This window comes from Pseudarthrobacter enclensis, assembly GCF_030811655.1.
GTDB lineage: Bacteria > Actinomycetota > Actinomycetes > Actinomycetales > Micrococcaceae > Arthrobacter > Arthrobacter enclensis_A.
Map to the genome: position 1 here is coordinate 226,275 of NZ_JAUSRE010000001.1, position 25,982 is coordinate 252,256.

Here is a 25,982-nt window from a genome sequence, read left to right on the forward strand (position 1 = left end):
CGTGGGAGGTTCAGGGACCGCCGCGGGCCCAGCCACCCCGCGGGACGTCGCACAGGCGGGATGGACGGTGTGGGGGCTCGAGGCCTCGGTGACGGTGACGGAACCCGGTATCCTCGGTGCCGCGGAGGAAATCGTCCGCGACGTCGTCGCCGCCGTGGACCGCGCCTGCAGCCGGTTCCGGGACGACTCGGAACTGGTAAGGCTCCAGCCCCTGATGCCATCGGGCGTCAACGTCAGCCCGATGTTCCAGCATCTCCTCGAGCGCGCCCTCGACGCCGCACACCTGACCGGCGGGGATGCTGACCCCACCCTCGGTGCCGAGCTGGCCGCCCTCGGCCATGGGCCCCGGAAGGGGGCCCATGCGGAAACCACGGGGCACCCGGGAATGAGGAGCATTCCGGTGCCGCCCGCGCCCTCCACGCCGGCAGTGCCCGCACCGCGTGCGCCGGGCTGGTCCCGCCTGCACCTCGACGCCGGCACCTTGACCCTTCCCGCGGACCTGCGCCTCGACCTCGGCGCATCGGCCAAGGCCGTTGCAGCGGACCTCGCTGCGGCTGAAGTGCACCGACAGCTGGGCTGCGGGGTGCTGGTGAGCCTGGGCGGCGACCTGGCCAGTGCAGGAGCGGGACCCAAGCAGGACGGCGAACCCGGCCCCTGGCAGATCCTGGTCCAGGACCTGCCCTCCGACCCCGCCCAGCACGTTTCGCTTGCCCCCGGTTTCGCCCTGGCCACGTCGAGTACGCAAAAGCGCCGGTGGACGCACCAGGGAGCCCAGGTACACCACATCCTTGATCCCCGCTTTGGCCTTCCTGCCGACCCTGTGTGGCGTTCGGTGACCGTGGCGGCCCCCTCATGCCTGGAGGCAAATGCCTTCAGCACCGCGGCCATAGTACGGGGCTTCGCGGCCCTCGAATGGTTCCGGGCCGAAGGGATCCCGGCGCGGCTCGTGGACAGCCGGGGCAGGGTGGCCGCCACTGGCGGCTGGCCTGCCGACAACTACCTCCCTGCCGGAATCGAAAGCACGGGGGACAGCACGCAGGCAGATCAAAACTCCCGTCACTTTGGAAAAGCAAGCGTCAGCGAAGGTGCACGCCATGGATGAGGCACTGTGGGCTTTCGGCAGGGTCAGCGGATTCGTTTCCCTGGCACTGTTCACCGCGTCGGTACTGCTGGGGATCCTTAACCGATCCGGCCGGCCCATGCTGGTGCTTCCGCGCTTCTCCATCAGCCTCCTGCACCGGAACATCGCCCTGCTCGCCACTGTCTTCCTCGGGCTGCACGTGGGATCCCTGCTTCTTGACTCCTATGCCAAGCTGAACCCGGTGGACATCGTGGTGCCGTTCCTGGGCTCCTTCCAGCCGTTCTGGCAGGGGCTGGGGACGGTGGCCCTGGACCTGGTCCTGGCTGTTGTAGTGACGGGGCTGCTGCGCCACCGGATCGGGCAGCGCACCTTCAAGGCGGTCCACTGGCTCAGCTATGGTGTCTGGCCTGTGGCCATGGCCCACGCACTCGGCAACGGTACCGACGTCTCCAGCGGGTGGTTCCTCCTGCTCGCTGCTGCGTCCGCGGTGGCCGTTGCAGCGGCCCTGCTGTGGCGGCTGAGCCCGTCCTTCCTCGAAACGTCCCAAGCCAGGCAAGGAAACCTCCCGTGAGCCAAGCCCGTGACACCCGCCCGTCCGCACCCCGTGACGGCTACCAGGACGCTTACCGGGATGATTTCAACGGCACCGTCCCCACGGCGCCCCTGCAGGCGCCCCAACACGCCAGTCCACGCCAGGAGCCGCGCCTGCTGGCTGCAGGCCCGGAGGCGGATTGGGCGCGGCACCTGGAGGCTTTCGGCCCCTGGGAGCCGCAGGCCGGAGGGCCCGGCTTGCTGGACGCGCTCGGAGCATCCGGATTGACCGGCCGTGGGGGTGCGGCGTTTGAAACCTGGCGAAAAGCCACGGCCGCTGCCGGTACCGGCAAGAAGGGCGTGTTCACTGCCCGGCCCGTGGTGATCGCCAACGGTGCCGAGGGTGAGCCGCTCAGCTTCAAGGACCGGACGCTGCTGGCCCATGCACCCCACCTGGTGCTCGACGGGCTGTTTGCCCTGGGCGGCGCCCTTGGCGGCGCCGGACTCTACGTCTACGCACCGGCCGTCACCCTTCCGCCCGTACAGCAGGCCCTGGCTGAGCGTCCCGGCGGCAAGCGGGTGCGTGTGGTGCAGTCCCCGGAAACCTTTATCTCGGGCGAGTCGTCCGCCGTCGTCAATATGATCGGCAACGGTGCCGCGGTGCCAACGGACCAGCGCCGCCGCCTCAGCGAGTCGGGCCTCCACGGCCGTCCCACGCTGGTGGTCAATGTCGAAACCCTCGCCCAGGTTGCCCTGATCGCCCGGTACGGTGCCCCCTGGTTCAGGGAGGCGGGGACACCAACTGATCCGGGCACCCGGCTGGTCTCCGTCTCCGGGCCTGCCCCGGTGCGCGATGTTGTGCTGGAGGTGCCCGGCGGGGCGGATCTTTCCGCCGTCCTGGCGGAAGCGGGGATGCCGTCCGGATCGGTTTCTGCGGTCCTGGTGGGCGGATACCACGGCCGCTGGGTGCGGCCCGCCGAGCACGCTCTCTCGCCCGTGGGGCCGCCGGCGCGCACGGTACGGCCGGGCGCAGGGGTGATCCACGCCTTGGGTACGGACGCCTGCGGCATCCAGGCAACCGCGGGAATCGTCAGCTACCTCGCCGGCCAGTCCGCCCGGCAGTGCGGCCCCTGCATGTTTGGCCTGCCGGCGATGGCATCCGTCCTGAACCGGATCGCCGGAGGGGAACGCAACCCCCGCCTCACCGCCGAACTGGACCGCCTGGGCCGGCTGGTTTCCGGCCGCGGCGCGTGCCGGCATCCGGAGGGGACCACGGGGCTGGTCGGCAGCGCGCTGGAGGTTTTCGCCGCGGACTTCCGCGCCCACCTTTCCGGATACTGCGCAGCCCCGGGAGGTGCGGCGGCATGAAAACGTACCTGCACATCGACTGGACCAGCTGTGACGGCCGGGGCCTGTGCACCGAACTGCTTCCCGGCGTGCTGGACCGGGACGACTGGGGTTACCCGGTGGCCCGCGGGAAAGCCGGCCGCGAACGGACGGACGTTCCGCTGCGGGACGCGGACCGTGAAGCGGCGGAAGAAGCCGTCTTCCTTTGCCCCAAGCTGGCCCTCAGCCTGCAGCAGCGGGCGGCTCAGGAACCGGCCCCGCGGACACCCGGCGGGGGAGCCCGGGACACCGGCACCCGGCACTGACACTAGGATTGCTGTGTGGCTGGGCTGATAAAACGTGAAGATATCGACGAAGTACGCCAGCGCACGGACATCAAGGAAGTGGTGGACGGCTACGTCACGCTTAGGGGCGCCGGGCTGGGAACCTTCAAGGGTCTGTGCCCCTTCCACGACGAGCGCTCGCCATCCTTCACCGTCCGTCCCCAGGTGGGCCGCTACCACTGCTTCGGCTGCGGCGAGGACGGCGACGTCATCGCCTTCGTCCAGAAGCAGGACCACAGCTCCTTCCAGGAAGCCGTGGAAAAGCTGGCCGCCCGGATCGGCTACGAGCTCCGCTACGAGGACGGCGGAACGGGTCCCAACCGCGAGGAAGTGGGCCGTCGGCAGCGGCTCCTGGACGCGCACAAGATCGCCGGCGAATTCTTCCGCGCCCAACTGCTTACTCCCGGCGCCGCCGAGGCGCGCAACTTCCTGTTCGGCAGGGGCTTTGACCGGGCGGCGGCGGAGCATTTCGGCTGCGGCTACGCGCCACAGGGGTGGGACGCGCTCCTGAAGCACCTTCGCGGCCGCGGCTTCACCGATGCCGAACTCAAGCTCACCGGCATGTTCAGCGAAGGCAACCGGGGCATCTATGACCGCTTCCGGGGGCGCCTCATCTGGCCCATCAGGGACATCGCCGGCGACACCATTGGCTTCGGCGCCCGCAGGCTCTACGAGGATGACCAGGGCCCCAAGTACCTCAACACCCCCGAAACAACGCTCTACAAGAAGTCCCAGGTCCTCTATGGCATCGACCTGGCAAAGCGCAGCATCGCCAAGGACCGCCAACTCGTGGTGGTGGAGGGGTACACCGACGTGATGGCGTGCCACCTGGCAGGAATTACGACGGCGGTGGCCACCTGCGGCACCGCGTTCGGCACCGAGCACATCAAGATTGCCCGCCGGCTTCTGTCCGACGACGGCACCGGGGGAGAAGTGGTGTTCACCTTCGACGGCGACGCGGCCGGCCAGAAGGCGGCTCTGCGGGCCTTCGAGGAGGACCAGCGCTTCACTGCACAGACCTATGTGGCCGTGGAACCTACTGGGGCCGACCCCTGCGACCTGCGGCTCAGCAGGGGTGACGAGGCAGTGCACGCCCTGATCCAGTCCCGCAGGCCGCTGTTCGAGTTCGCCATCCGCAGCACGCTGAAGCAGTTCAACCTGGACACCGTGGAAGGCCGGGTCCAGGGCCTGAAAGCGTCCGTCCCCGTGGTGGCCGCCATCCGCGACGCGTCCACCCGGACCGGCTACTGCCAGGCGCTCACGGGGTGGCTGGGTATGCCGGACCCCAACGAGGTCCTGCGCCTGGTCAACGCGGAAGTGAAGAACGCCGCGAAACGAGGTGAGCCGGGCAGGTCCCCGGCTCCAGGGCAGCAGCAGCCGGGAGGGTCCTCCCGCCCTGCTCCCGCCCAGCCAGGCGGTCCCGGCGTAGCTGCCGGGCCGTCGTCGGGCGCTGTCCCTTCCTTCAACCGCCCCGACCCGCGCGACCCCGTGGCCTCCATGGAGCGCCAGGCGCTGGAGGTGGCGCTGCAGCAGCCGGCCCTGCTCGGCGGCGGGGTGTGGGACAGGTTTGCTGCCGCGCGGTTTGCCACTCCCGCCTTCCAGGCCGTCCACGACGCGATGCGGGCCAGCGGTGCAGGACTGACAGGCGATCCAGTGCGGTGGGTGGAGCAGGTGATGCATGAGGTCCCGGAGCCGCTCCGGCCGCTGGTCTCGGAGTTGGCAGTGGTTCCGCTGCCCGCCCACACCGAGGAGGCGGTGCTGAAGTACTGCCGGGATATCCTGTCCCGGCTCTTCGAACTGCAGATCACCCGGGTCAAGGCGGACAAGATGGGCCAGCTGCAGAGGCTGGATGCGGCAGCTGACCCCGAGACCTACCAGCGGCTTAACCGTGAGCTGTTGATGCTGGAGATGGAACGCCGGGCGCTGAGGGCCGAGGCGTAGCCCCGCCTGCCGCCCCCGCCGGGTGGGGGAGATCACTGCCACCCCGATTTCGTTTCCGCCGCAGGTGTTTGCTAGGCTGATACCCGCTTCATTCCTCCTTAGCTCAATTGGCAGAGCATTCGACTGTTAATCGAAGGGTTGCTGGTTCAAGTCCAGCAGGAGGAGCTTCCATCCCCGTTCCGGCCTCCGGAACGGGGATTTTTGTTTGCCCAATGGACCGTCTGGGCCCGGAATTCCGCCGATTTCCCTTCCGCCGGAAACCTTTGCTAATGTCATACCTGCTTCATTCCTCCTTAGCTCAATTGGCAGAGCATTCGACTGTTAATCGAAGGGTTGCTGGTTCAAGTCCAGCAGGAGGAGCGCTACGAAAAAACCCCGTTCCTCCAGCTGGAGGAACGGGGCTTTTTCTTTCCGCGGGGTGGGAAGCCTGGCTGTGGGGCGGTGGGTCAGACGAAGTCCATTTCCACCTGGAGGAACCTTTCGGCCTCGGCGATGGCTGCCTGGAAGGCCTCCGTCTCGGTGGGCGACTTCCGGGGCTCCCGGGGGTTCCATTCGTGCGGCGCCGAGTGGATCCTGACAAACCCGGAGTCCGGGGGAGCGTAGAAGATTCCGAACCGCTGCACGGGCCATTCGGGGGAGGTCTCCGGCGCCACCAGCAGGGCTGCTTTGAAGGCGGGATTGAACCATTGGGCGATGGGCCGGCGCCGGTCTTCCGTGAACAGCCCGGCGGCGTACAGGGCCGCTGACTGCTGTCCCGCCTGCGCACACAGGCGTTCCCACCACAGTGGCAGGATCCGGGCGTCGCACCGTTGCCATGTGGCCGGAAGTGGCGGTTGGTTCTGCCAGCTGGGCACGGGATTATTTTATCGCGGGAGGGGGCAGTAAGGCAGGGAAGGCTCCCCGGGCGGACAAAACCCTGCGGCCCGCATTCTCACCGGCGTTTCCCCGGCCCCCGGTTCCGCGGCCCCGGATTCACCCGGTAGAGGAGCGCGGCGCCGGCCAGCGTCCCCAGGATGATGCCCCAGGCGGGGTTGCCCACGGCGCGGCCGGCGAAATAGCCCACGACGGCGCCCAGCACCGCCCCGAGGAAAAGTCCCCTGCTGTTCCGGTGCGGTTTTCGGCTCATGGACGGCCTTCCTTGTGGAGCTCCGGGGTTGTGGCGGCAGCGGCGGGGCGACTCAATGGATTGAGGGTACAGTGCGGGGACGGACCACCAGCCACAGTGCTCCAATAGCAGCCAGGATGCAGGCGGCCTGCACGGCGCCCATCGGGGCCGCGCTGGTGATGCCCAGCCACCCCACGACGGGGGAGATCAGCCCGGCCATGAGGAACGTTGCCGCCCCAAGCAGTGATGCCGCTGTACCTGCCTGCGCTGCGTGGGCTGCCAGCGCCAGTACCTGGACACAGGGAAACATGAAGCCGGTGCCCATGATGTAGAACCACAGCGGCACCATGACGCCCCACAGGCCCAGGCCGGCCCGGTCGAACACCACTATCAGCAGGGCCATCAGGAACATCCAGGCCGTGGCCCCGGCAAGGATCCACTGCGGCGGGACGATCCTGATCAGCCGCGAACTCGTCTGCACGCCTGCCACGATGCCCAGGGAATTGATGCCAAAGAGCAGCCCGTACTGCTGCGCGGAAAAGCCGAACACGTCCTGGAAAAGGAAGGGCGACGCCGAGAGGTAGGTGAAGAGGCCGCCGAAGTTGAACCCGGCCACCATGAGCAGACCCACGAAGATCCGGTCGCTGAAGAGCGCTTTGTAGCGCTGCCCGGCAGTCATGCCGCTCTGCCCCCGCTTTTCCGGGGGAAGAGTCTCGCGCACCAGGAGGAGGGCCGCCGTGATCACCAGGGTCCCGTAGGTTGCCAGGAAGACGAAGATGCCTGGCCACGGCATCACCAGGAGCAGCTGGGAGCCGATGACGGGGGCCAGGATGGGCGCCAGTCCGTTGACCAGGGACATCCGCGAGAACATCCGCACCATGGCGTATCCGGAAAACAGGTCCCGCACCATGGCCATTGCCACCACGCCGCCGCCGGCGGCACCGACGCCCATGAGGACGCGGAAGATACCCAGCGTGGTGATGTCAGCGGACAGGGCGGCTCCCAGGGACGCAGTGATGTGCAGTGCCGTGGCCAGGATCAGGGGAACCCGGCGGCCGAACTTGTCGCTGAAGGGTCCCACCACCAGTTGCCCGAACGCAAAACCCACCGTGGTCCCTGCCAACGTCAGCTGGACCTGGGCCTCGGTCACCCCCAGGCTGGCCTCCAGGGCCGGGAAGGCGGGCAGGTACAGGTCGATCGTGAACGGACCAAGGGCGGTCAGGGCGCCCAGGAGGAGGATATACAAAAGCTTCCGGCGGCGGCTCAGCAAGTCGCCCGGATTGGGGGGATTGGTCACGAAGAACAATCCTAGGCCCGGCCGGAAGCGTTTTTGCATCGTTGTAGGCCGCGCCGCCCGGCAAGCCCCCAAGTTCGTCCTGAACTGAATGGTAGTTTGGGGGCGTGGACTGTGCGGCTGCACATTTCCGCAGCAACGGAAGCAGTATGGACCCATGAACCAGTAAGGCGGAACCGATGAGCGGACGTCACAGCGGGCGCACCAGCCCGGGATTGCGCATCACTGCGCTGCCCGGGACGGCAAGACTCCTTTTCCGGTTGGCCCCCCGCCAGCTCAACGACGAGATCGCCTTCGCCAAGATCGAACTCAAACGCAAGGGCATCCAGGTGGGAGTGGCCGCGGCCTTCTTCGCCGTGGCGCTGCTCTTCCTGGCGCTCCTGGTGGTTGGACTGATCGTCGCAGCCATCATGGGCCTGGCCACCATCATGCCTGCCTGGCTGGCAGCGCTCCTGGTCTCCGCCGCGTTCCTCATCATCGCCCTCATCGGCGGACTGGTCGGCCTGGCAAGATTCAAGAAAGCCATGCCGCTGATGCCCGAGGAAACCATCCGCGGCATCAGGCACGACATCGGGGTGGCCCGCGAAGGTTCCGCCTTCAACCCGGCTGTCCTGGATCCGGACAGCCCGGAGGCCAAGGCGGCGAAGGCCGCAAAGGCCGAAGCGGCTGCCAAGGCCAAGGCCGAGAAGGAAGCCAAGGCTGCCCAGCAGAGCCAGGAGTTCCCGCACGCGTCCGAACCCGAGCTGGTGCGGCGCCTGAGCCAGCGGCGGCACCATCTCACCGAAGTCCGGGACGAGCTCGGCACCGAACTGGACCTCAAGACGCAGGCCCGGTACCTGCTGGCGGCCGCCCAGGTCAAACTGCGGGAGAGCCAGGTCCTGGCCCGGCGCAGCGTTGATGCGGCAGGCCAAAGGCTCGCCGGGGTCTCCGGCTCGGCGGAGCTGTCGAAGCGCTGGAAGCCGCTCGCGGCCTTCGTGGCAGCGGGGACGGTTATGCTGGTCCTCCTCCGCAAGCTGTTCCGCTCCGCCTAGGCCCTGTTTTCCACGCGCAGCGTCCTGCCGAACCGGGCTACGGTAAAGAAGGCACGCTAAAAGAAACAGGGATGCAGGGCGCAGGCAAACAGGGTCTCCGCGAACAATCCATCACCGACACACCGCGCTGCCGCGCCGCAGGAAGGAGAGGGGACGGGTGAAGTTCATTGGCGCAGGCGCCCGCCCCGGCCGCCCCCAGGTGGATCACGACCTCGTGTTCACCATCCCCAACCTGCTCACCGTGGTGCGGTTCATGGGTGTTCCGCTGTTCATGTGGCTCGTCCTGGCCCAAAAGGAATACGGAGCCGGGGTGATCGTCCTCGCCGTCATGGCCGGGACGGACTGGATTGACGGCTACATTGCGCGCCGCTTCGACCAGGCCTCCAGGCTCGGCAGGGTCCTTGACCCCATCGCCGACCGGCTGGCCCTGCTGGCCGTGGCATGCACCCTGGTGATTGCCGGCGTCGTACATTGGCTCTACCTGGCCGCGCTGGTGGTGCCTGATGCTGTGTTGCTGGCCCTGACGCTCTCCTTCTTCCGTGGCCACCCTGACCTCCCCGTCAGCGTGGTGGGCAAGGTGCGGACGGGGCTGCTGCTCCTGGGCACCCCGCTTCTGGTCCTCTCCCGCCTGGATACCGGGGTTTCGGACCAGCTCTTCATTGCCGCCTGGGTGGTCCTTGGCCTCGGGCTGATCGGCCACTGGGTTGCCGCGTATAACTACTTCTGGGCCATCCTGCGAAAGGGCAGGGAATTGAAACAGCACGACGGCGGGAACGGCTGATGGTGTGGTTGGCCGTCGGCCTGGCGGTGCTCGGCGCCTTTTGCCTCGCCCTGGGTGCCCAGCGCCAGGGGAGCGCCGTCAAGGCCGACACCGGCGGCCTTGCCCTGAGTTCCAACGGCTTCCTCCGCCTGCTCCGCAATCCCCGGTGGATGTTCGGGCTCCTGCTGCTGTGCACGGGCATGGCCATGAATGCCGTAGCCCTGGTGTCCGCGCCGCTCACGGTGATCCAGCCCATCGGCGCCATCGCGCTGGTCATCACCACCGTCGTCAACGCCCGCGACCAGGACCTGACCATTAACCGCGCCACCGCCGTCTCCATCGCCGCCTGCGTCACGGGATCGGCGCTCTTCGTCCTCCTGGCGGTCAACGTCACCCAGGAAAGCCACCATGTCAGTCCCGCGGACGAGCTCACCATAGTGCTGCTCCTGGCCCTGGCGGTCGGGCTCTTCGGCACGCTGGCCGTGACCTTCAGGCACCGCATGAACGCGTTCATCTACATCCTTGGCGCAGGCATCCTGTTTGGCTTCGTGGCGGTCCTCACCAGGATCATCGGCAAGCACCTCCTGGATCCCAACGGCCTCTTCCTGCTGAACGTGCAGTGGTACTCGGTGGTGGCTATCATCGCCGCCGGCGGCCTGGGTTCGTGGTTCGTCCAGAGCGCCTATTCCACCGGACCGCCGGACCTGGTCATCGCCGGGCTCACGGTGATCGACCCCATGGTGGGCATTGCCATCGGCGTCATCATCCTGGGCGAACTGCGTCCCGACGTCCATGCCGTGATGGCGATTGCGATGGGAACCGCCGCCTGCCTTGCTATCGTTGGGGTTATCGCCCTTTCCCGGCACCACCCGGAGGTCACCAAGCGCAGGAAGGACGCGCGCAAGGCCGCCGGCAGGCCGTCCCACTAGCCCATTCCCTTCACGACCCAGCAATCCCACGAGGCCCCGTGCCCCCGCGCCGCAGGCCAACCGTGCTGTCAGTTCCACGCTGCCCGCACCGTGACCATCAGGAGTACTCCCATGACCACGCCCGCCGACCAGCGCCCCCTGACCATCCTGATCGCCGCCGATACGTACCCGCCGGATGTCAACGGCGCTGCCCAGTTTGGGTACCGGCTGGCCAAGGGCATGACTGCCCGGGGCCACAACGTCCATGTCCTGGCGTCGCGGGACAGCAAGGGAAAGAGTTTCACCGAGTTCCGCGAGGAAGCGACCGTGCACCGGCTCCGCTCGCACCGGGCGTTCACGCACGAAAGCTTCCGTCTCTGTTTCCCCTGGGAAATCAAGAAGGAAATCAGCCTTCTCTTCGACCGGGTCAAACCGGACGTCGTACACATCCAGAGCCACTACATGATTGGCGAGCACGTTCTCTACGAGGCCGTGAAGCGCGGCGTCCGCATTGTCGCCACCAACCACTTCATGCCCGAGAACCTGAACCCCTTCCTGCCGTTCCCGCAGTGGTTCAAGGACATAATCGGGCGCGTCTCCTGGAAGGACATGGGCAAGGTCATGGGCCAGGCTGACGTTGTCACCACGCCCACGCCCTTGGCTGCCAAGGCGATGCACGACCACGCCTTCCTCCGCAAGGTCCTGCCGCTCTCCAATGGCATCGACTCCGCGGCCTACGAACTGCAGCCCGGTGAGCACATCGAGCCGCACGCCCACCCCACCGTGCTCTTCGCGGGACGCCTCGCAGAGGAAAAGCACGTGGACGTGCTGATCGAGGCCATCAGCAAGACCCCGCCACAGCTGCAGGTACACCTGGAAATCGTGGGTGGCGGGGAAGTGCGTCCCGCCCTGGAAGACCTCGTGCGCCGGCTCGGACTCACTGACAGGGTCAAGTTCCTGGGCCTTGCCAGCGACGACGAACTGCGCACTGCCTACATCCGCGCCGACCTGTTCTGCATGCCCGGAACGGCGGAACTGCAGTCTCTCGTGACGCTGGAAGCGATGTCCGCCTCCACCCCGGTGGTCCTGGCCGATGCCATGGCCCTGCCGCATCTGGTGCGTGACGGTGAGAACGGCTACCTCTTCACGCCCAACGACAGCGACGACCTCGCCAAGAAGATCACCCAGGTCCTGGAACTGCCCCAAGACGAACAGCGTGCCATGGGCCGCGCCAGCCGGCAGATGGTGGAACCACACAGCCTCCAGGGAACCCTGCAGACCTTCGAGGACCTGTACCGCGGCGCCACGTATGAGGACAAAGTGGTCTGAAGCCTTTCCCGGGTTTGCTAGAGTGTTTTTGCCCTGCCGGAGCGCGGCGCTCAAACACCTGCTCCCGGGGTTTTGGGGGGCTATAGCTCAGCTGGTTAGAGCGCGGGACTCATAATCCTAAGGTCCTCGGTTCAAGTCCGAGTAGCCCTACCCCTGCTGCAAACCGCGGCCGACGATCTTCGTCGGCCGCGGTTTTCTTGGTTAACCCCATTCCCTGCGGTATGTTACTGACCAGTAACATACCGTGCTCCGTCCCGTGCATGGTCACCGCTGATCATCAAAGAAGGTATTCATGGCCCCCTCAGCCGAATCCCACGAGCTTCCCTACGCGGATGGCGATTTCTTCGCCTTCGAGCAGCTTCTGTCCGGCAAGGAGCAGGACCGGCTCGCCGAGGTCCGTGACTTCCTGGCGCGCGAGGTCAAACCTGTGGCGGCGGACTGCTGGAACCGCGGCGAATTCCCGATGGACCTGGTGCCGAAGTTCGCCGGGCTGGACCTGGTGAGCCCGGTCCGGCGGCAGGGCTACTCCAATCTGTTCGCGGGCATGCTGCATGCGGAGGTCACCCGCGCTGATGCTTCCATTGCCACCTTCCTCGGCGTGCACGACGGCCTGTTCACCGGCTCGATCGAGTTGTTGGCGTCCCAGGAGCAAAAGGACGAGTGGCTGCCTGATATCTACGCCCTGAAAAAGATCGGCGCCTTCGGCCTGACCGAGCCCCTGGGCGGCAGCGACGTGGCAGGTGGAACGCGGACCACCGCGCGCAGGGACGGTGACAGCTGGATCCTCAACGGCGCAAAGCGATGGATCGGAAACGCCACGTTCTCCGACTGGGTCGTGGTGTACGCCCGCGATGTTGCGGACAACCAGGTCAAGGGCTTCATGGTGGATACCTCGCTGGCCGGCTTCAGTGCCACAAAGATCGAGAACAAGATCTCCCTGCGGACAGTCCAGAACGCAGATATCGTCCTGGAAGACGTGGCGGTCCCGGACCACTTCAAACTGGCCAACGCCAACAGCTTCCGCGACGTCAACAAGGTCCTCAAGGCCACCAGGCTGTCGGTCGCCTGGCAGGCCGTGGGCCTCCAGTTGGCCGCCTTCGACGTTGCCCGCCGCTACGCGGTGGAGCGGCACCAGTTCGGCCGGCCCCTGGCCTCCTTCCAGCTGATCCAGGACCAGCTGGTCCGGATCCTCGGCAATACCGTCAGCTCCATGGGCATGATGGTCCGGCTCTCCCAACTGGAGGATGAGGGTATTGCCAAGGATGAACAGTCCGCGCTGGCCAAGGCCTTCGCTACCGCGCGCATGCGGGACAGCGTGGCCCTGGGCCGCAGCATCCTGGGTGGCAACGGCATCGTAACCGACTATGAGATGGCCAAGATCTTCGCCGACGCCGAGGCCATCTACTCCTACGAGGGCACGGCCGAAATCAACACCCTGGTCACGGGCCGCGCCATCACCGGCATTTCCGCCATCGTCTAGCCGCGGGTGGGTGCGTGGCTGCCGCGCCAGGGCGTGCGCGGCCGGACGGTCTACGGCGGGCCACGCAGCGGCAGCAGGATAGAGGGGCGGAGGTCCAGGACGAACTGAAGAGGATTGACGTAGTCCTCACCGTCCCGGACGCCCCAGTGCAGACACTGTGCAGCGACGCAGTGCCCCGGCAGGACGGTGCCTATGACCTGGCCCGCAGCAACAGTGGAGCCTTCAGCCAGCCTGCTGTCCACCGGTTCGAAACTGCTGCGCAGCCCATTCCCGTGATCGATGGTGATCACGGGACGGTCCACCACCGCTCCCACGAAACTCACCGTTCCCGCTGCGGGCGACCTGACCTGCGTTCCTGCCGCAAAGTCGAGGTCCACCCCGCGGTGTCCGCTGAGCCAGGGCCTGGGCGGCGGATCGAAACCGCGCAGCACGGGCGGCCGCGGTGCCAGCGGCCACAGCCAGGAAAGCCTGGCACCCGCTGCGCCGCCCGTCGTCGTACTTGCCTGTTGGTTGCCGGCAGGCCGTGCCGCGGAAGACTGCCCGTTTCCCGCCCCGCTGTAGTGGAGGGCCGGCCCGGGAATTGATGCCACGGACGCGGGGAGCAGCAGGAGCGCGGCCAGGAGGATTGGTGCTTTCATGCCCCCAGCCTGTCCGTGTGAGGGGAGCGCCGGGAGGCCCGGTGCCGGCTATGTGGACAACGGTGCGGCAGGGTCCGGCTGTCTGATGGGCGGGGGCGCCTGTAGTACACTTGATGGAGCAGTTTGCTGCGCCCTCAACGCATCCCGTCCAGTGGTTCACCCCCGCGGTGTATGGCCCTGTCCGGATTGCGTCGGCACATCTCATTCAGGAGTGTGGGGGAGCGGCGGCTGACTACGCGCATCCAGCCCTCCTGCGGCCAACGCTCCGGCGTCGTCCGGGGAGGACCGCACTTCCTGCGGTCAGGCTTTTGTCCTGATGGGAAGAACGGTGGATGCCAGGAGCACGGCCCGTCCGGGCCACGCTGATCAACCGTCAACTATTGGCAGGGTAAGAAGCCCCCGGGTTCTCTCATGAATGACCTGCCGGAAAATAAAGGAGCGTCGGAATGCCCGTCGTAACCATGCGCCAGCTGCTTGACAGCGGCGTCCACTTTGGACACCAGACCCGCCGTTGGAACCCGAAGATGAAGCGCTTCATCTTCACCGAGCGCAACGGCATCTACATCATCGACCTGCAGCAGTCGCTGTCCTACATCGACCGTGCCTACGAGTTCGTCAAGGCCACTGTTGCCCACGGCGGCACCGTGCTCTTCGTCGGAACCAAGAAGCAGGCCCAGGAAGCAATTGCCGAGCAGGCAACCCGCGTTGGCCAGCCCTACGTCAACCAGCGTTGGCTCGGCGGCATGCTGACCAACTTCCAGACGGTTGCCAAGCGTATCCAGCGGATGAAGGAACTCGAAGAGATCGACTTCGACGACGTCGCCGGTTCCGCTTACACCAAGAAGGAACTGCTGCTCCTCAAGCGCGAGCTCACCAAGCTGGAGTCCAACCTGGGCGGTATCCGCAACCTGACCAAGGCTCCGTCCGTGCTCTGGGTTGTCGACACCAAGAAGGAACACCTCGCCGTTGACGAGGCCAAGAAGCTGAACATCCCGGTTGTGGCCATCCTGGACACCAACTGCGATCCGGACGAAGTCGACTTCCCGATCCCGGGCAACGACGACGCCATCCGCTCCGTGAACCTCCTGACCCGCGTTGTTGCCGACGCCGTTGCCGAGGGCCTGATCGCCCGCAACAACCGCGGCACTGGCGCCACCGAAGCTCCGGAAGAGCCGCTGGCCGAGTGGGAGCGCGAGCTCCTCGAAGGCAACAAGGCCGAAGCCGCTGCCGCCCCGGCAGAGGACGCTGAAGCTCCGGCTCCTGCCGAGGCTCCCGCCGAAGACGCGAAGTAAGACACAAAATCCGGATTTCTCCGCGCTGTCCGCAGCCGGAGCTGCTGACAGGATGGCGGCCCGCACCCGTGGGCTGCCGTCCTGTCGGTCCGTACACCACCAAACATTTCTAGACAGAGGGGTTCACATGGCGAACTACACTGCCGCGGACATCAAGGCCCTGCGCGAGCGCACCGGCGCCGGCATGATGGACGTCAAGAAGGCTCTTGACGAAGCCAACGGTGACGCCGAGAAGGCCATCGAGATCATCCGCATCAAGGGCCTCAAGGGCGCTACCAAGCGTGAAGGCCGCTCCACCGCCGAAGGCCTCGTGGCCGCCAAGGTCAGCAACGGCGTCGGCGTCATGATCGAGGTCAACTGCGAGACCGACTTCGTTGCCAAGGCTGACAAGTTCATCCAGTTGGCCGACAAGGTCCTGGCCGTGGCCGTCGAGTCCGGCGCTGCCGACCTCGAGACCCTGCTCGCCACCGACGTCGACGGCAAGCCGCTGTCCGAGGTCGTCGTCGAAGAGGGCGCCATACTGGGCGAAAAGGTTGTTGTCCGCCGCATCTCCCGCATCGAGGGTGCAACGGTTGACGCTTACCTGCACAAGACCTCCAAGGACCTCCCGGCCCAGGTCGGCGTGCTGTTCGCAGTCGACGGTGAAGGTGAAGCCGCTGCCGCCGCCGCCCACGACGTCGCCGTCCACATCGCCGCCATGGCTCCGAACTACCTCACCCGTGAGGACGTTCCGGCCGAGCTCGTCGAGTCCGAGCGCCGCATCGCCGAGGAGACCGCCAAGGCCGAGGGCAAGCCCGAGGCCGCCCTCACCAAGATTGTGGAAGGCCGCGTGACGGGCTTCTACAAGGGTGAGGTCCTGGTTGACCAGGCATTCGCGAAGGACGCCAAGAAGTCCGTGGCACAGGTCCTCGAAGAGGCCGGTGTCAAGGGAACCGCGTTCACGCGTTTCCGCGTCGGCTCCTAGTCGAAACTGCAAGGGGGTGGCCACTTCGGTGGCCGCCCCTTTTGCATGCGCCCAATCCGCTGGAAGCCAGTCCATATGGAGCGCGGCCGGTTCCGACCACTGGATCCGGCAGGATACCCTTTTTTCGAACGTCACCAACGGGAAGGCATCATGGAAGCCGTCAACACTGTCACGAATTCAGAGAAGAGCCGGCGGCGGGTCCTCCTGAAGCTCTCGGGCGAGGTCTTCGGCGGCGGGAAACTGGGTGTCGACCCCGAAACCGTCCGCAACGTTGCCAAGCAGATCGCCGCTGCCGTCCCCCAGGTGGAAGTGGCCATCGTGGTGGGCGGCGGTAACTTCTTCCGCGGCGCTGAACTGTCCCAGAGCGGAATGGACCGCTCACGTGCCGACTACATGGGCATGCTCGGAACGGTCATGAACTGCCTTGCCCTCCAGGACTTCCTGGAGCAGGCAGGCGTGGAGACCCGGGTCCAGAGTGCCATCACAATGGGCCAGGTGGCCGAGGCCTACATCCCGCGCCGGGCCATCCGCCACATGGAAAAGGGCCGCGTCGTGATCTTCGGCGCCGGCGCCGGCCTGCCGTATTTCTCCACCGACACGGTGGCGGCCCAGCGCGCCCTGGAAGTCCACGCTGACGTGGTCCTCATGGCCAAGAGCGGGGTGGACGCCGTCTATACCGCAGACCCCAAGAAGGACCCCACCGCCGAGCGGCTGGAAACCCTCAGCTATGACGACGCCCTGCGCCGCGACATCCGCGTCATGGACCAGACAGCCATGACCATGTGCAAGGACAACAACCTCTCCATGGTGGTCTTCGGCATGGAGGGTGAAGGCAACGTCACCCGCGCCATCCTTGGCGAGAAGCTGGGTACCCTGGTCACCGCCTAGCTGCGGCTAGGATGATTTCAGGACAGTTCCATCCCCGCCCCTCCCGGCGCGGATGGAACCAGCAACAAAGAACCGCGTGAGTGCATAAACCGGCGTCCCGGACCGCACCAGAACCGTCAGGAGAGACCGTGATCGAAGAAACCTTGCTCGAAGCCGAAGAAAAGATGGACAAGGCGGTTGAGGTAGCCAAGGAAGACTTCGCTTCCGTCCGCACCGGCCGTGCCAACCCCGGCCTGTACAACAAGGTCCTGGTGGACTACTACGGTTCGCCCACGCCGCTGCAGCAGCTGGCCTCGTTTGCCATCCCGGACGCCCGCACCATCCTGATCACCCCGTTCGACAAGTCCGCCATGCGTGACATCGAGCGCGCCCTGAGCGATTCCGAGGTCGGCGCCAACCCGTCCAACGACGGCAACGTCATCAGGATCACCATTCCTGAACTGACCAAGGAACGCCGCAAGGAGTACGTCAAGATCGTCAAGACCAAGGGCGAGGACGCCAAGGTCTCCATCCGCAACATCCGCCGCAAGGCCAAGGAGACCCTGGACCGCCTGGTGAAGGACGGCGAAGCCGGAGAAGACGAAGGCACCCGCGCGGAGAAGGAACTGGACAGCCTCACCAAGGCCCACGTGGACGGCATCGACGAGCTGCTCAAGCGCAAGGAAGCAGAGCTGCTCGAAGTCTGATGGGCCAGGCAGATCAGGCCCCGGCAGCCAGGGCGCGCACACGGGGGAAGCAGCCCAGGAGCAACCCGACACCAAAGGCCGGGCGGAACCTCCCCGCCGCAGTCGCGGTGGGCCTGGCCATGCTCGTGGCAGTCCTGGGTGGCCTGCTGTTCCTCCCGCTGGCATTCGTAGCCATCGTCACGGCCTTCGCCGTCTTCGGCGTCTGGGAGGTCTACCGGGCCCTGGAAGCCAACGGCACCAGGATGCCGATCGTGCCGGTAATGACCGGGACGGTGGCCCTGCCGTTCGCCGCCTATTTCGGCGGGATCGAGAGCCAGCTGTTTGCCCTCCTGCTCAGCGCGGTGGCGGTCCTGTTGTGGCGTTCGATCGAAAGCGCCGCCGGATCGGCCAATAGTATTTTCGCGGGCGTCTTCACCCTGGGCTGGGTGCCGTTCTTCATCAGCTTCGCGGCCCTGCCCCTGCACGCGGCCGGCACGACGCCGCTGGGGCTTTGGCCCGGCGGCCTGGCACCCATCGGGGCGTGGGAGATCGCCGTCATGCTGCTGCTGGTGGTCTCCAACGACACCTTCGGCTATTTGGTGGGGGCGTCCCTCGGCAAGCACCCGATGGCGCCGAAGATCAGTCCCAAGAAGTCCTGGGAGGGGTTCGCGGGATCGGTGGGAGGTGCCGTGGTCATCGGCATCCTGGCAGCCATCTTCGTGCTGGACAAGCCCTGGTGGGTTGGCCTGGTCCTGGCCGTGGGAACGGTGGCAGCGGCCACCGCCGGCGACCTCGCCGAGTCCATGGTCAAACGCGAACTCGGCGTCAAGGACATGAGCAGTATCCTGCCCGGGCACGGGGGAGTGATGGACCGGCTGGACTCCATCGTCTTCGCCTCACCGGTGGCCTTTATCCTGTACGGCCTGGTGGCCGGCGCATAACCTCTGCCCGGCGTACCCGGGCACCTGACACAAACAGGGTCCGGCGCGGGCGCACCACGCCCGGCACCCTAAACTGGTGCGGAAGCACTACGGCTGAAGAGCATTGAAGGAATCGAAGTGGCATTGGACATTCATCGGCAGATCCCTGCGTCCTTTGAGCGCGTGCAGCGCAATGAGTACGGGTACAACGCCCGGCAGGTGGATCAGTTCCTGCAGCGGGCCCGGGTCTCCCTGGAAACGCCTGAAGCCGCCACCGATCCCGTCAACAGCACTGATGTGAGGGCCGTGTCCTTCGACCCCGTCAAGGGCGGCTACTCGGCCGCCGTGGTGGACGCCGCGCTGGACCGGCTGGAGGACGCCTTCGCCCGGAGGGAACGCGATGAGCTGATTGCAGCCCGCGGCGAAGACGCCTGGCTGCGCGAGATCGGCAACCTTTCCGGCATCCTTCGCGGCCGGCTGCACCGGCCGGACGGAGAGCGTTTCCGCCGGCCCACAAGGAACAAGGCCCGCAGCTACAACACGGACGACGTCGACCGGCTGTGCCGCGAACTTGTTGCCTACCTCGAGCAGGACAAGCCGTTGAGCGTGGACAGCGTGCGGCGCGCCGTCTTCCGCCCCGCAGTTGGGCGTGAGGGCTACGAGGAATCGCAGGTCGATGCCTTCCTGGACCGGGTTGTGGAACTGATGGCGGCCATCGACTGACCGGCTGTGAAAACAGGCCCTACACCCCGGGCGGAGGGGTGGGGGACAGCGGCGAGAAACGGCGCCAGATGGTGCGGTAGCTCCGGTACCCCTGAACGGCGGTCACCGCCAAGAACCCGCCTCCGCACAGGGCGGCCGTCACCGCGGCCGGTGCCGTGCCGGCGCCCGCCAGCGTGACCAGCAGGCCCGCAAGGATGGCAATCAAGGCGGCGTTCGCCGTCGTCATGAAGATCATGCTGCTGCCCGCCACGTGGCTGAAGCTGCCACGGTTGCCGAAAAAGTAGTAGGTCTGGACGGAACCGGCCTGGTCGTCGTGGTGTGCCGACATCAGGTATGGGGCCACGCCTGGGTCCAGGTCCACGTAAGCGGCCCGCAGCCTGTTCACCGCCGTGACGTACATCAGGTCCTCGTGGGCGACATTCATCACCCTGAGCTGCGTCAGGACCCCGATTGCGGCGTCGATGAACAGGACAACCACGGCCAGCAGGACGAAGGCGTCGGAAAATCCGGTCGCCTGCCCCACCAGCGCCACACTGACCACGCTGGCCGAGGTGAAGGTGAGGAACATGCTGATGCGGGTCAGCACCTCGGCCTGGGCCGTGCTGCGCGATGCCAGCAGCCCCCAATGTTCCGTGGCGAGCAGCTGGGCCCGCACCGCGGCGGGAACCCCTGCTTCGTGCTGCGAGGCGTTTTGGCGGGAGCCGTGCTGGCTGGACACGGCGCCGTCCTCCATGGACATGGCGCTATTGTCCTCCTGATCACCTCTCGGTTGCCAGCGGCCGTTCCGGAGTGTGGAGGCGGGTCATGATCCGCGGCATCGTGGCTGGAATCCGGTGCGGGGTGGCCTTGGAGACGGTGACCATCACGGCGAAGGCGGTGGGCACGCTCCACGCCGCAGGCTGCGCAAGCCACGCCGGCGCAAGGTCCGAACCGGACACGGCCGCGGCGATCATCGCCCCGCCGCACAGCAGGCCACCGGTCACCATGCCGGCGATGGCTCCGGCATCCGTCAGGCCGCGCCACCAGATCCCCAGCAATAAGACCGGGCACACGGTGGAGGCGGTGAAGGCGAAGACGAGGCCAACGCTTCCGGCCAGCGCCAGGGACCCGGTCATAAAGGCAAAACCAAGGGGGACGACGGCGGACACCACGGCCGCGAGCCGGAATCCCCGGACCCCGCCGCCCAGGACGTCCTGGCTGATGACGCCGGCCAAGGACACCACCAGGCCCGAGGTGGTGGACAGGAACGCTGCGAACGCCCCGGCTACCACCAGGGCGGAGAGGAGGTCCCCCGGAACCCCGCCGACGAGTTCGCCGGGCAGCCGCAGGACCATGGCGTCCGGTTGTCCCGAACGGGCAAGCCCGGGGGCGAACATACGTGCCACCAGGCCGTAGGCGGTGGGGAAGAGGTAGAACACGGACAACAGCCCCAGGACGATCAGGGTGGTCCGCCGGGCGGACTGGCCGTCCGGGTTGGTGTAGAAACGCACCAGGACGTGCGGCAGCCCCAGGGTGCCGAACAGCAGCGCCACCAGCAGGGAGACGTTCTGGTACAGGCCGGCCGGCGGCACGCCCGTGGGGTTGGCCGCGGGCAGGGACTGCGGCTCGGTGCCTTGCCCGGCCAACACGAAAATGATGAACAGGATGGGCACGGCCAGTGCCGTCAGCTTGAGCCAGTACTGGAATGCCTGGACAAAGGTAATGGAACGCATCCCCCCGGCCACCACCGTGAGGCACACCACCACCACGACCGCCACCGACCCCACCCAGGACGGCAGGCCAGTGGCGATGTGGATGGTCAGCGCGGCGCCGTGGAGCTGCGGCACGATGTACAGCCATCCCACCATCACCACCACCAGGCTGGTCACCCGCCGTACCGTCCGGGACGAGAGGCGGGATTCCGTGAAGTCGGGAATCGTATAGGCTCCGGACCGACGCAGCGGGGCGGCGACGAAGAGCAGCAGCATCAGGTAGCCGGCGGTGTAGCCCACGGGGAACCAGAGCGCATCGGTCCCGGATAACAGGATGAGGCCGGCCACGCCCAGGAAACTGGCGGCAGACAGGTACTCCCCGCCGATGGCCGATGCGTTCCACCAGGGCCGCACCGTCCGCGAAGCGACGTAGAAGTCACCCGTGGTGCGCGAGACCCTCAGCCCGTAGAACCCAATGATGGCGGTGGCCAGGGACACCACAGTGACGGCCGTGATGGCCAAACCGGCGTTCACCCGGTCATCACTGTTCCCCGGCCAGGTCCCGGTACCGGGCCTCGTTGCGCGCCGCGGTCCTGACGTACAGCCATGCGCTCAGCCCGATCACGGGGTAGATGCCGGCGCCCAGCAGCAGCCAGCCAAAGGGGATCCCGGCGATCCGCGCGTCGGCCAGCCCGGGAACCAGCACCAGGACCACCGGGAACGCGGCGAGGATCAGCAGGAAGCCACCGGCCACCACCAGGGCCAGCCGCAGCTGGGACCGTATCAGTGACCGGACAAATACCTGTCCCACGTCGGAGTCCTGGGCGGCCTCGCGGGACTCCAGGGGACGGGGCACACCACGGGCAGGCGTGCCGGGGGAGGCAAGAGGGGCCGTGACCCGGACCCGGGTCATGCGTGCGGCCTGATCCTGGTGGCCTCCAGCTTCTCCCGCACGATCGGCAGGTGGCGCCGGCTGATGGGCAGGCCCGCGCCGGCCACCGTGACGCGGGGTCCGCCGGCCGCCAGCTTCATCGAGGACACGTGCTTGAGGGCCACCAAATAGGAACGGTGGGTACGGATGAAGCCGGCATCGGCCCATTGCTGTTCCAGGTCCGCCAGCGGCACCCGGATGAGGTAGCTGGCATCCGCGGTGTGCAGCCGGGCGTAGTCGCCCTGGGCCTGGACGTACGTGACGTCGTCGCGGCGGATCATCCTGGTGGTCCCGCCCTGGTCAACCGTGATCATCTCAGGCGCTGTCCCGCCGTCGCGCAGTTCACTGATGCGTCCCACGGACCGGGCAAGCCGCTCGGCGCGGACGGGTTTGAGCAGGTAGTCCACGGCGGCGAGTTCGAAAGCAGCCAGCGCGTGGTCCTCGTCAGCGGTGACGAACACAACGGCCGGCGGATTGCTGCTCCGGGCGATGGCACCGGCAATGTCCAGTCCGGACACCGCGGGCATGTGGATGTCCAGGAATACGGCGTCGATGCCGCCGGCGGACAGGGCCGTGAGCGCTTCGGCCCCGGACGTGGCCCGCGCCACCTTTCCGATGCGCTCGTCCCTGCCCAGCAGGAAGGCCAGTTCCTCCACGGCGGGCAGCTCATCATCAACGACGAGGACGTTAATCATGCTCCTAGGGTACTTCCAGCGGCAGGGGCTGCTTCACGCATCATGGCCGGGCTGGGACTTCGGCACGCGCATGGTGATCAGCGTTCCCTCGCCGGGTGCCGTTTCCACCACCAGGCCGTGGTCGTTGCCGTACACCTGCCGGAGGCGTGCATCAACGTTCCGCAGCCCCACGTGGTCGCCATCGGTGTGGCCGGCCAGCACCGAACGGAGCTGCTCCGGATCCATGCCCACGCCGTCGTCCTCGATGGTGACCTCGGCGAAGGCGCCGGCGTCCTCCGCCGTGATGCTGATATGCCCGGGGCCGGCCTTGGCCTCGAGTCCGTGCCGGACGGCGTTTTCCACCAGCGGCTGGAGGCTGAGGAAGGGGATGACGGTGCTGAGGACTTCAGGTGCCACGCGGAGGCTCACCTGCACGCGGTCCCCGAACCGGGCACGCTCCAGGAGCAGGTAGCGGTCGATGCAGCGCAGTTCCTCCGCAAGCGTGGTGAAGTCGCCGTGGCGCCGGAACGAGTAGCGGGTGAAGTCGGCGAACTCGACCACCAGTTCCCTGGCGCGCTCCGGATCGGTGTTGATGAAGGACGCGATGGCGTTGAGGGAGTTGTAGATGAAGTGCGGGCTGATCTGGGCCCGAAGTGCCCGGACTTCCGCTTCCATCAACAGCGTGCGGGAGGCGTCCAGCTCGGCGAGTTCCACCTGGACGGCCACCCAGTCAGCCACTTCCCCCGTTGCCCTGACCAGGCCTGCCCCCGCGGCAGGCGCGAAGGCGGCCACAGCCCCCACCACGCGGGTGCCGGCCCGCACCGGCGCGATGACCCCGGCGAGGCGGCCACCGGTGCCGCCGGCTCCCGCGGAGAGCACGGCTGTGCGCCCGGATGCCAGGACATCCGCGGCGAGCTCGAAGAGGCGCGGCCTGATGTCTTCGGCGCCTCCGTCCCAGGCCAGGACCCCTGAGGTGTCCGTAATCGCCAGGGCGTCGCAGGCCAGCAGGGCGCGCAGCTGGCGGCTGGCCTTCGCTGCGCCGGTAGGGTTCAGGCCGCGCCGCAGGTGCTGCCCGGCCTGCGATGCCGCGTGCAGCGTGTGGTACGTGGCGCGCTCGGCGTCGGTGCCCAGCTCCCGGAAGGAGCGAAGCACCTTCAGGCCCACGCCGACGACGACGGCAATCGCCATGGCGATCACTGCCACGGCTGCGGCGGTGAGGAGGGGGGAATCCGGCATGCGCCCAGCGTAGCGGCGGCAGCCGCTTGCCGCAGCATCGCAACCGTTGAGCGACAGTGGGCACCGAAGTGCTGGAACACAGCGGTGGCCGGGCCGCAGAGTGATGGGTGTCACATCTGCGGTGCCCCTGTGTGGATCAGGGCCTGCCGCCCGGTGTGTTCCGGCAACTCAATGAGGAGGAACGATGGGTAATGATGCCCATACTCCGGACGCAGCGGCGTCCGTGGACTTCGAGCAAGTCCAATCGACCGGGCAGTTCCAGGAATTGCGCAAGCGTCACCGCAGCTTTGTCTTCCCCATGGCAGTGGCCTTCCTGCTGTGGTATTTCGCCTACGTCCTGCTGGCCGACTACGCGGTGGATTTCATGTCCACGAAGGTCTGGGGCAACATCAACATCGGCCTGATCCTGGGCCTGCTCCAGTTCGTCTCCACGTTCGCCATCACCGGCTGGTACGTGCACTACTCCAACAAGCGGCTGGACCCCATCGCCACGGAAATCAGGCATGGCATCGAGGGGCACGAATTCGATAAGCACGGAAACCGAGTGGGCGGAGCCAACAAATGATCGCAATTCCCGCCGCGGTGGACGTCTCCGCCCTCAAGGACACCACTCTTTTGAATATGGGCATCTTCGCCCTGTTCGTGGCCGTGACCATGGTGATCGTGTTCCGCGCCAGCCGGAACAACAAGACCGCCGCCGACTACTACGCGGCGGGACGTTCGTTCACCGGCTCGCAGAACGGCACCGCCATTGCCGGGGACTACCTGTCGGCAGCATCCTTCCTGGGCATCACCGGTGCCATCGCCATCAACGGCTACGACGGTTTCATGTACTCCATCGGCTTCCTCGTGGCGTGGCTGGTGGCGCTGCTCCTGGTTGCCGAACTGCTGCGCAACACCGGTAAGTTCACCATGGCGGATGTGCTGTCCTTCCGGCTGAAGCAGCGCCCGGTCCGGATCGCCGCGGCCATCTCCACCCTCGCCGTCTGCTTCTTCTACCTGCTGGCGCAGATGGCCGGCGCGGGAAGCCTGATCTCCCTCCTGCTGGGTATCAGCGACTGGGGCGGACAGGCCCTGGTGATCATCGTCGTCGGCGCCCTCATGATCATGTACGTGCTGATCGGCGGCATGAAGGGCACCACCTGGGTGCAGATCATCAAAGCAATGCTGCTGATCGCCGGCGCGGCCGTCATGACGCTGTGGGTCCTGGCCATTTACGGCTTCAACCTCTCCGCACTCCTGGGCGGCGCCGTGGAGACCGCCAAGAACCCGGCCGTCCTCAACCCGGGCCTGCAGTACGGCAAGTCGGACACCTCCAAGCTGGACTTCATGTCCCTGGGCCTGGCGCTGGTGCTGGGCACCGCCGCCCTGCCACACGTGCTGATGCGCTTCTATACGGTCCCGACCGCCAAGGAAGCCCGCAAATCGGTCGTCTGGTCCATCTGGCTGATCGGTATCTTCTACCTGTTCACCCTGGTGCTGGGCTACGGCGCTGCGGCGCTGGTCGGCGCGGACACGATCAAGGGCGCCCCCGGCGGCGTCAACTCGGCTGCTCCGCTGCTGGCGTTCCACCTGGGTGGCCCGCTGCTGCTCGGCTTCATCTCCGCAGTCGCGTTTGCCACCATCCTGGCCGTGGTGGCCGGGTTGACCATCACGGCCGCCGCTTCCTTCGCGCATGACATCTACGCCAACGTCATCGCCAAGGGCAAGGCCGACGCCGCCACGGAAGTCCGGGTGGCCCGGCGCACCGTGGTGGTGATCGGCATCCTGGCCATCCTGGGCGGCATCTTCGCCAACGGGCAGAATGTGGCCTTCCTGGTGGCGCTCGCCTTCGCCGTGGCCGCCTCAGCGAACCTGCCCACCATCATCTACTCGCTGTTCTGGCGGAAGTTCACCACCCAGGGCGCGGTGTGGAGCATGTACGGCGGCCTGGCCTCCGCGATCCTGCTCATCGTGTTCTCCCCGGTGGTCTCCGGAGCGAAGACCTCGATGATCCCGGGGGCCAACTTCGCGCTCTTCCCGCTCAGCAACCCGGGCATCGTGTCCATCCCCCTGGCGTTCTTCCTGGGCTGGCTGGGCACCACTCTGGACAAGAGGCGGGAGGATCCCGCAAAGCAGGCCGAGATGGAGGTCCGTTCGCTGACCGGCATCGGCGCCGAAAAGGCCGTGGACCACTAGAAGGAACCCGGCTTAACGTGAAGAGCCTCCTGCCGCTGCCGCGGCATGGAGG

At 66.9% G+C, this 25,982-nt stretch carries 27 protein-coding genes and 3 tRNA genes; 21 read left to right on the forward strand and 9 right to left on the reverse strand.

The window, feature by feature from the left end; translation table 11 throughout:
- Position 1: 1 nt before the first annotated feature.
- The 7 genes from J2X98_RS00960 to J2X98_RS00990 all read left to right on the forward strand — a co-directional run bounded on the left by J2X98_RS00960 (position 2) and on the right by J2X98_RS00990 (position 5,583).
- Positions 2–1,102 carry an FAD:protein FMN transferase gene (locus J2X98_RS00960; RefSeq protein WP_307303511.1) on the forward strand — a complete coding sequence of 367 codons (1,101 nt, stop codon included), beginning with the start codon at positions 2–4 and terminating at the stop codon, positions 1,100–1,102.
- Positions 1,095–1,652: a ferric reductase-like transmembrane domain-containing protein gene (locus tag J2X98_RS00965; protein WP_307303513.1), complete on the forward strand. Its 558-nt coding sequence runs from the start codon at positions 1,095–1,097 to the stop codon at positions 1,650–1,652. Before J2X98_RS00960 ends, J2X98_RS00965 begins: the two co-directional genes overlap by 8 nt.
- Positions 1,649–2,980, forward strand: a complete 1,332-nt coding sequence (locus J2X98_RS00970; protein WP_307303515.1) for an NADH-ubiquinone oxidoreductase-F iron-sulfur binding region domain-containing protein — start codon at positions 1,649–1,651, stop codon at positions 2,978–2,980. The genes J2X98_RS00965 and J2X98_RS00970 overlap by 4 nt, the downstream gene beginning before the upstream one ends.
- Positions 2,977–3,264, forward strand: coding sequence for a ferredoxin (locus J2X98_RS00975; protein ID WP_141940711.1), 288 nt, complete (start codon positions 2,977–2,979; stop codon positions 3,262–3,264). Before J2X98_RS00970 ends, J2X98_RS00975 begins: the two co-directional genes overlap by 4 nt.
- Positions 3,265–3,279: 15 nt before the next feature.
- Positions 3,280–5,223: a DNA primase gene (gene dnaG / locus J2X98_RS00980; RefSeq protein ID WP_307303518.1), complete on the forward strand. Its 1,944-nt coding sequence runs from the start codon at positions 3,280–3,282 to the stop codon at positions 5,221–5,223.
- Positions 5,224–5,315: 92 nt separating this feature from the next.
- Positions 5,316–5,388, forward strand: a tRNA-Asn gene (locus J2X98_RS00985).
- Positions 5,389–5,510: 122 nt separating this feature from the next.
- Positions 5,511–5,583: transfer RNA gene (locus J2X98_RS00990), tRNA-Asn, on the forward strand.
- Positions 5,584–5,669: 86 nt separating this feature from the next.
- On the opposite strand, the gene J2X98_RS00995 is transcribed toward J2X98_RS00990, so the two are convergent.
- The 3 genes from J2X98_RS00995 to J2X98_RS01005 form a co-directional block, all read right to left on the reverse strand.
- Entirely contained in the window at positions 5,670–6,077 is a 408-nt protein-coding gene (locus tag J2X98_RS00995) for a hypothetical protein (RefSeq protein ID WP_141940713.1), read from the reverse strand.
- A 77-nt stretch (positions 6,078–6,154) separates the two neighbouring features.
- On the reverse strand, positions 6,155–6,349 hold the full coding sequence (locus J2X98_RS01000; RefSeq protein WP_307303521.1) for a glycine zipper 2TM domain-containing protein: 195 nt from the start codon (positions 6,347–6,349) through the stop codon (positions 6,155–6,157).
- Between the two features lie 52 nt (positions 6,350–6,401).
- Positions 6,402–7,625 carry a multidrug effflux MFS transporter gene (locus J2X98_RS01005; protein ID WP_307303524.1) on the reverse strand — a complete coding sequence of 408 codons (1,224 nt, stop codon included), beginning with the start codon at positions 7,623–7,625 and terminating at the stop codon, positions 6,402–6,404.
- Positions 7,626–7,801: 176 nt separating this feature from the next.
- Here J2X98_RS01005 and J2X98_RS01010 point away from each other — a divergent pair, with 176 nt between their 5' ends.
- From J2X98_RS01010 to J2X98_RS01035, 6 genes are all read left to right on the forward strand, one after another.
- Entirely contained in the window at positions 7,802–8,653 is an 852-nt protein-coding gene (locus J2X98_RS01010) for a phage holin family protein (protein WP_307303526.1), read from the forward strand.
- A gap of 157 nt (positions 8,654–8,810) precedes the next feature.
- Positions 8,811–9,434, forward strand: a complete 624-nt coding sequence (locus J2X98_RS01015; protein ID WP_141940717.1) for a CDP-alcohol phosphatidyltransferase family protein — start codon at positions 8,811–8,813, stop codon at positions 9,432–9,434.
- Positions 9,434–10,342, forward strand: a complete 909-nt coding sequence (locus J2X98_RS01020) for a DMT family transporter (protein ID WP_307303528.1) — start codon at positions 9,434–9,436, stop codon at positions 10,340–10,342. The genes J2X98_RS01015 and J2X98_RS01020 overlap by 1 nt, the downstream gene beginning before the upstream one ends.
- A gap of 111 nt (positions 10,343–10,453) precedes the next feature.
- On the forward strand, positions 10,454–11,650 hold the full coding sequence (locus J2X98_RS01025) for a glycosyltransferase (RefSeq protein ID WP_141940719.1): 1,197 nt from the start codon (positions 10,454–10,456) through the stop codon (positions 11,648–11,650).
- A gap of 76 nt (positions 11,651–11,726) precedes the next feature.
- A tRNA-Ile gene (locus J2X98_RS01030) sits at positions 11,727–11,800 on the forward strand.
- A gap of 142 nt (positions 11,801–11,942) precedes the next feature.
- Positions 11,943–13,130 carry an acyl-CoA dehydrogenase family protein gene (locus J2X98_RS01035; RefSeq protein WP_307303529.1) on the forward strand — a complete coding sequence of 396 codons (1,188 nt, stop codon included), beginning with the start codon at positions 11,943–11,945 and terminating at the stop codon, positions 13,128–13,130.
- A 50-nt stretch (positions 13,131–13,180) separates the two neighbouring features.
- On the opposite strand, the gene J2X98_RS01040 is transcribed toward J2X98_RS01035, so the two are convergent.
- Positions 13,181–13,768, reverse strand: coding sequence for a M23 family metallopeptidase (locus tag J2X98_RS01040; protein WP_307303530.1), 588 nt, complete (start codon positions 13,766–13,768; stop codon positions 13,181–13,183).
- 446 nt (positions 13,769–14,214) lie between these two features.
- Here J2X98_RS01040 and rpsB point away from each other — a divergent pair, with 446 nt between their 5' ends.
- The 6 genes from rpsB (at position 14,215) to J2X98_RS01070 (ending at position 19,220) form a co-directional block, all read left to right on the forward strand.
- On the forward strand, positions 14,215–15,060 hold the full coding sequence (gene rpsB, locus J2X98_RS01045) for a 30S ribosomal protein S2 (protein WP_307303531.1): 846 nt from the start codon (positions 14,215–14,217) through the stop codon (positions 15,058–15,060).
- A gap of 127 nt (positions 15,061–15,187) precedes the next feature.
- Entirely contained in the window at positions 15,188–16,024 is an 837-nt protein-coding gene (tsf, locus tag J2X98_RS01050; RefSeq protein WP_141940723.1) for a translation elongation factor Ts, read from the forward strand.
- 150 nt (positions 16,025–16,174) lie between these two features.
- The gene (pyrH, locus tag J2X98_RS01055; RefSeq protein WP_141940724.1) at positions 16,175–16,912 is read left to right on the forward strand and encodes a UMP kinase; all 738 of its coding nucleotides are present in this window, start codon (positions 16,175–16,177) and stop codon (positions 16,910–16,912) included.
- A gap of 128 nt (positions 16,913–17,040) precedes the next feature.
- Complete coding sequence (gene frr, locus J2X98_RS01060; protein ID WP_141940725.1) at positions 17,041–17,598, forward strand: ribosome recycling factor; 558 nt, start codon at positions 17,041–17,043, stop codon at positions 17,596–17,598.
- The gene (locus tag J2X98_RS01065) at positions 17,598–18,518 is read left to right on the forward strand and encodes a phosphatidate cytidylyltransferase (protein WP_141940726.1); all 921 of its coding nucleotides are present in this window, start codon (positions 17,598–17,600) and stop codon (positions 18,516–18,518) included. The genes frr and J2X98_RS01065 overlap by 1 nt, the downstream gene beginning before the upstream one ends.
- A gap of 117 nt (positions 18,519–18,635) precedes the next feature.
- Positions 18,636–19,220, forward strand: a complete 585-nt coding sequence (locus J2X98_RS01070; protein ID WP_307303538.1) for a DivIVA domain-containing protein — start codon at positions 18,636–18,638, stop codon at positions 19,218–19,220.
- A gap of 19 nt (positions 19,221–19,239) precedes the next feature.
- Here J2X98_RS01070 and J2X98_RS01075 read toward each other — a convergent pair whose 3' ends face one another.
- The 5 genes from J2X98_RS01075 to J2X98_RS01095 are packed head-to-tail and all read right to left on the reverse strand — an operon-like array spanning position 19,240 to position 23,752.
- Positions 19,240–19,959 (reverse strand): hypothetical protein, encoded by a 720-nt coding sequence (locus tag J2X98_RS01075; RefSeq protein ID WP_307303539.1) that lies wholly within the window; start codon positions 19,957–19,959, stop codon positions 19,240–19,242.
- Positions 19,960–19,978: 19 nt separating this feature from the next.
- Positions 19,979–21,445 (reverse strand): sodium/solute symporter, encoded by a 1,467-nt coding sequence (locus J2X98_RS01080; RefSeq protein ID WP_141940729.1) that lies wholly within the window; start codon positions 21,443–21,445, stop codon positions 19,979–19,981.
- A 7-nt stretch (positions 21,446–21,452) separates the two neighbouring features.
- Complete coding sequence (locus J2X98_RS01085) at positions 21,453–21,824, reverse strand: hypothetical protein (RefSeq protein ID WP_307303541.1); 372 nt, start codon at positions 21,822–21,824, stop codon at positions 21,453–21,455.
- A complete protein-coding gene (locus J2X98_RS01090; RefSeq protein WP_141940731.1) occupies positions 21,821–22,537 on the reverse strand; it encodes a LytR/AlgR family response regulator transcription factor in 717 nt (238 codons plus the stop codon). Before J2X98_RS01090 ends, J2X98_RS01085 begins: the two co-directional genes overlap by 4 nt.
- A 33-nt stretch (positions 22,538–22,570) precedes the next feature.
- Positions 22,571–23,752, reverse strand: a complete 1,182-nt coding sequence (locus J2X98_RS01095) for a sensor histidine kinase (protein WP_141940732.1) — start codon at positions 23,750–23,752, stop codon at positions 22,571–22,573.
- Between the two features lie 184 nt (positions 23,753–23,936).
- Between J2X98_RS01095 and J2X98_RS01100 the strand changes: the two genes are divergently transcribed.
- Together J2X98_RS01100 and J2X98_RS01105 are read left to right on the forward strand one after the other, a co-directional pair.
- Positions 23,937–24,317: a DUF485 domain-containing protein gene (locus J2X98_RS01100; RefSeq protein ID WP_141940733.1), complete on the forward strand. Its 381-nt coding sequence runs from the start codon at positions 23,937–23,939 to the stop codon at positions 24,315–24,317.
- Positions 24,314–25,930 (forward strand): solute symporter family protein, encoded by a 1,617-nt coding sequence (locus tag J2X98_RS01105; RefSeq protein WP_141940734.1) that lies wholly within the window; start codon positions 24,314–24,316, stop codon positions 25,928–25,930. The genes J2X98_RS01100 and J2X98_RS01105 overlap by 4 nt, the downstream gene beginning before the upstream one ends.
- The last annotated feature ends 52 nt before the right edge of the window (positions 25,931–25,982 follow it).

Bases quoted from the DNA above. Each gene is read 5' to 3' on its own strand.
- J2X98_RS01105 (WP_141940734.1), top strand. From the start codon at position 24,314: ATGATCGCAATTCCCGCCGCGGTGGACGTCTCCGCCCTCAAGGACACC.
- J2X98_RS01040 (WP_307303530.1), bottom strand. From the start codon at position 13,768: ATGAAAGCACCAATCCTCCTGGCCGCGCTCCTGCTGCTCCCCGCGTCC.
- J2X98_RS01035 (WP_307303529.1), top strand. From the start codon at position 11,943: ATGGCCCCCTCAGCCGAATCCCACGAGCTTCCCTACGCGGATGGCGAT.
- J2X98_RS01095 (WP_141940732.1), bottom strand. From the start codon at position 23,752: ATGCCGGATTCCCCCCTCCTCACCGCCGCAGCCGTGGCAGTGATCGCC.
- J2X98_RS01020 (WP_307303528.1), top strand. From the start codon at position 9,434: ATGGTGTGGTTGGCCGTCGGCCTGGCGGTGCTCGGCGCCTTTTGCCTC.
- J2X98_RS00965 (WP_307303513.1), top strand. From the start codon at position 1,095: ATGGATGAGGCACTGTGGGCTTTCGGCAGGGTCAGCGGATTCGTTTCC.
- J2X98_RS01025 (WP_141940719.1), top strand. From the start codon at position 10,454: ATGACCACGCCCGCCGACCAGCGCCCCCTGACCATCCTGATCGCCGCC.
- J2X98_RS01090 (WP_141940731.1), bottom strand. From the start codon at position 22,537: ATGATTAACGTCCTCGTCGTTGATGATGAGCTGCCCGCCGTGGAGGAA.
- J2X98_RS01000 (WP_307303521.1), bottom strand. From the start codon at position 6,349: ATGAGCCGAAAACCGCACCGGAACAGCAGGGGACTTTTCCTCGGGGCG.
- tsf (WP_141940723.1), top strand. From the start codon at position 15,188: ATGGCGAACTACACTGCCGCGGACATCAAGGCCCTGCGCGAGCGCACC.
- J2X98_RS01100 (WP_141940733.1), top strand. From the start codon at position 23,937: ATGGGTAATGATGCCCATACTCCGGACGCAGCGGCGTCCGTGGACTTC.
- J2X98_RS00975 (WP_141940711.1), top strand. From the start codon at position 2,977: ATGAAAACGTACCTGCACATCGACTGGACCAGCTGTGACGGCCGGGGC.
- J2X98_RS01075 (WP_307303539.1), bottom strand. From the start codon at position 19,959: ATGTCCATGGAGGACGGCGCCGTGTCCAGCCAGCACGGCTCCCGCCAA.
- J2X98_RS01065 (WP_141940726.1), top strand. From the start codon at position 17,598: ATGGGCCAGGCAGATCAGGCCCCGGCAGCCAGGGCGCGCACACGGGGG.
- rpsB (WP_307303531.1), top strand. From the start codon at position 14,215: ATGCCCGTCGTAACCATGCGCCAGCTGCTTGACAGCGGCGTCCACTTT.
- pyrH (WP_141940724.1), top strand. From the start codon at position 16,175: ATGGAAGCCGTCAACACTGTCACGAATTCAGAGAAGAGCCGGCGGCGG.
- J2X98_RS01010 (WP_307303526.1), top strand. From the start codon at position 7,802: ATGAGCGGACGTCACAGCGGGCGCACCAGCCCGGGATTGCGCATCACT.
- J2X98_RS01085 (WP_307303541.1), bottom strand. From the start codon at position 21,824: ATGACCCGGGTCCGGGTCACGGCCCCTCTTGCCTCCCCCGGCACGCCT.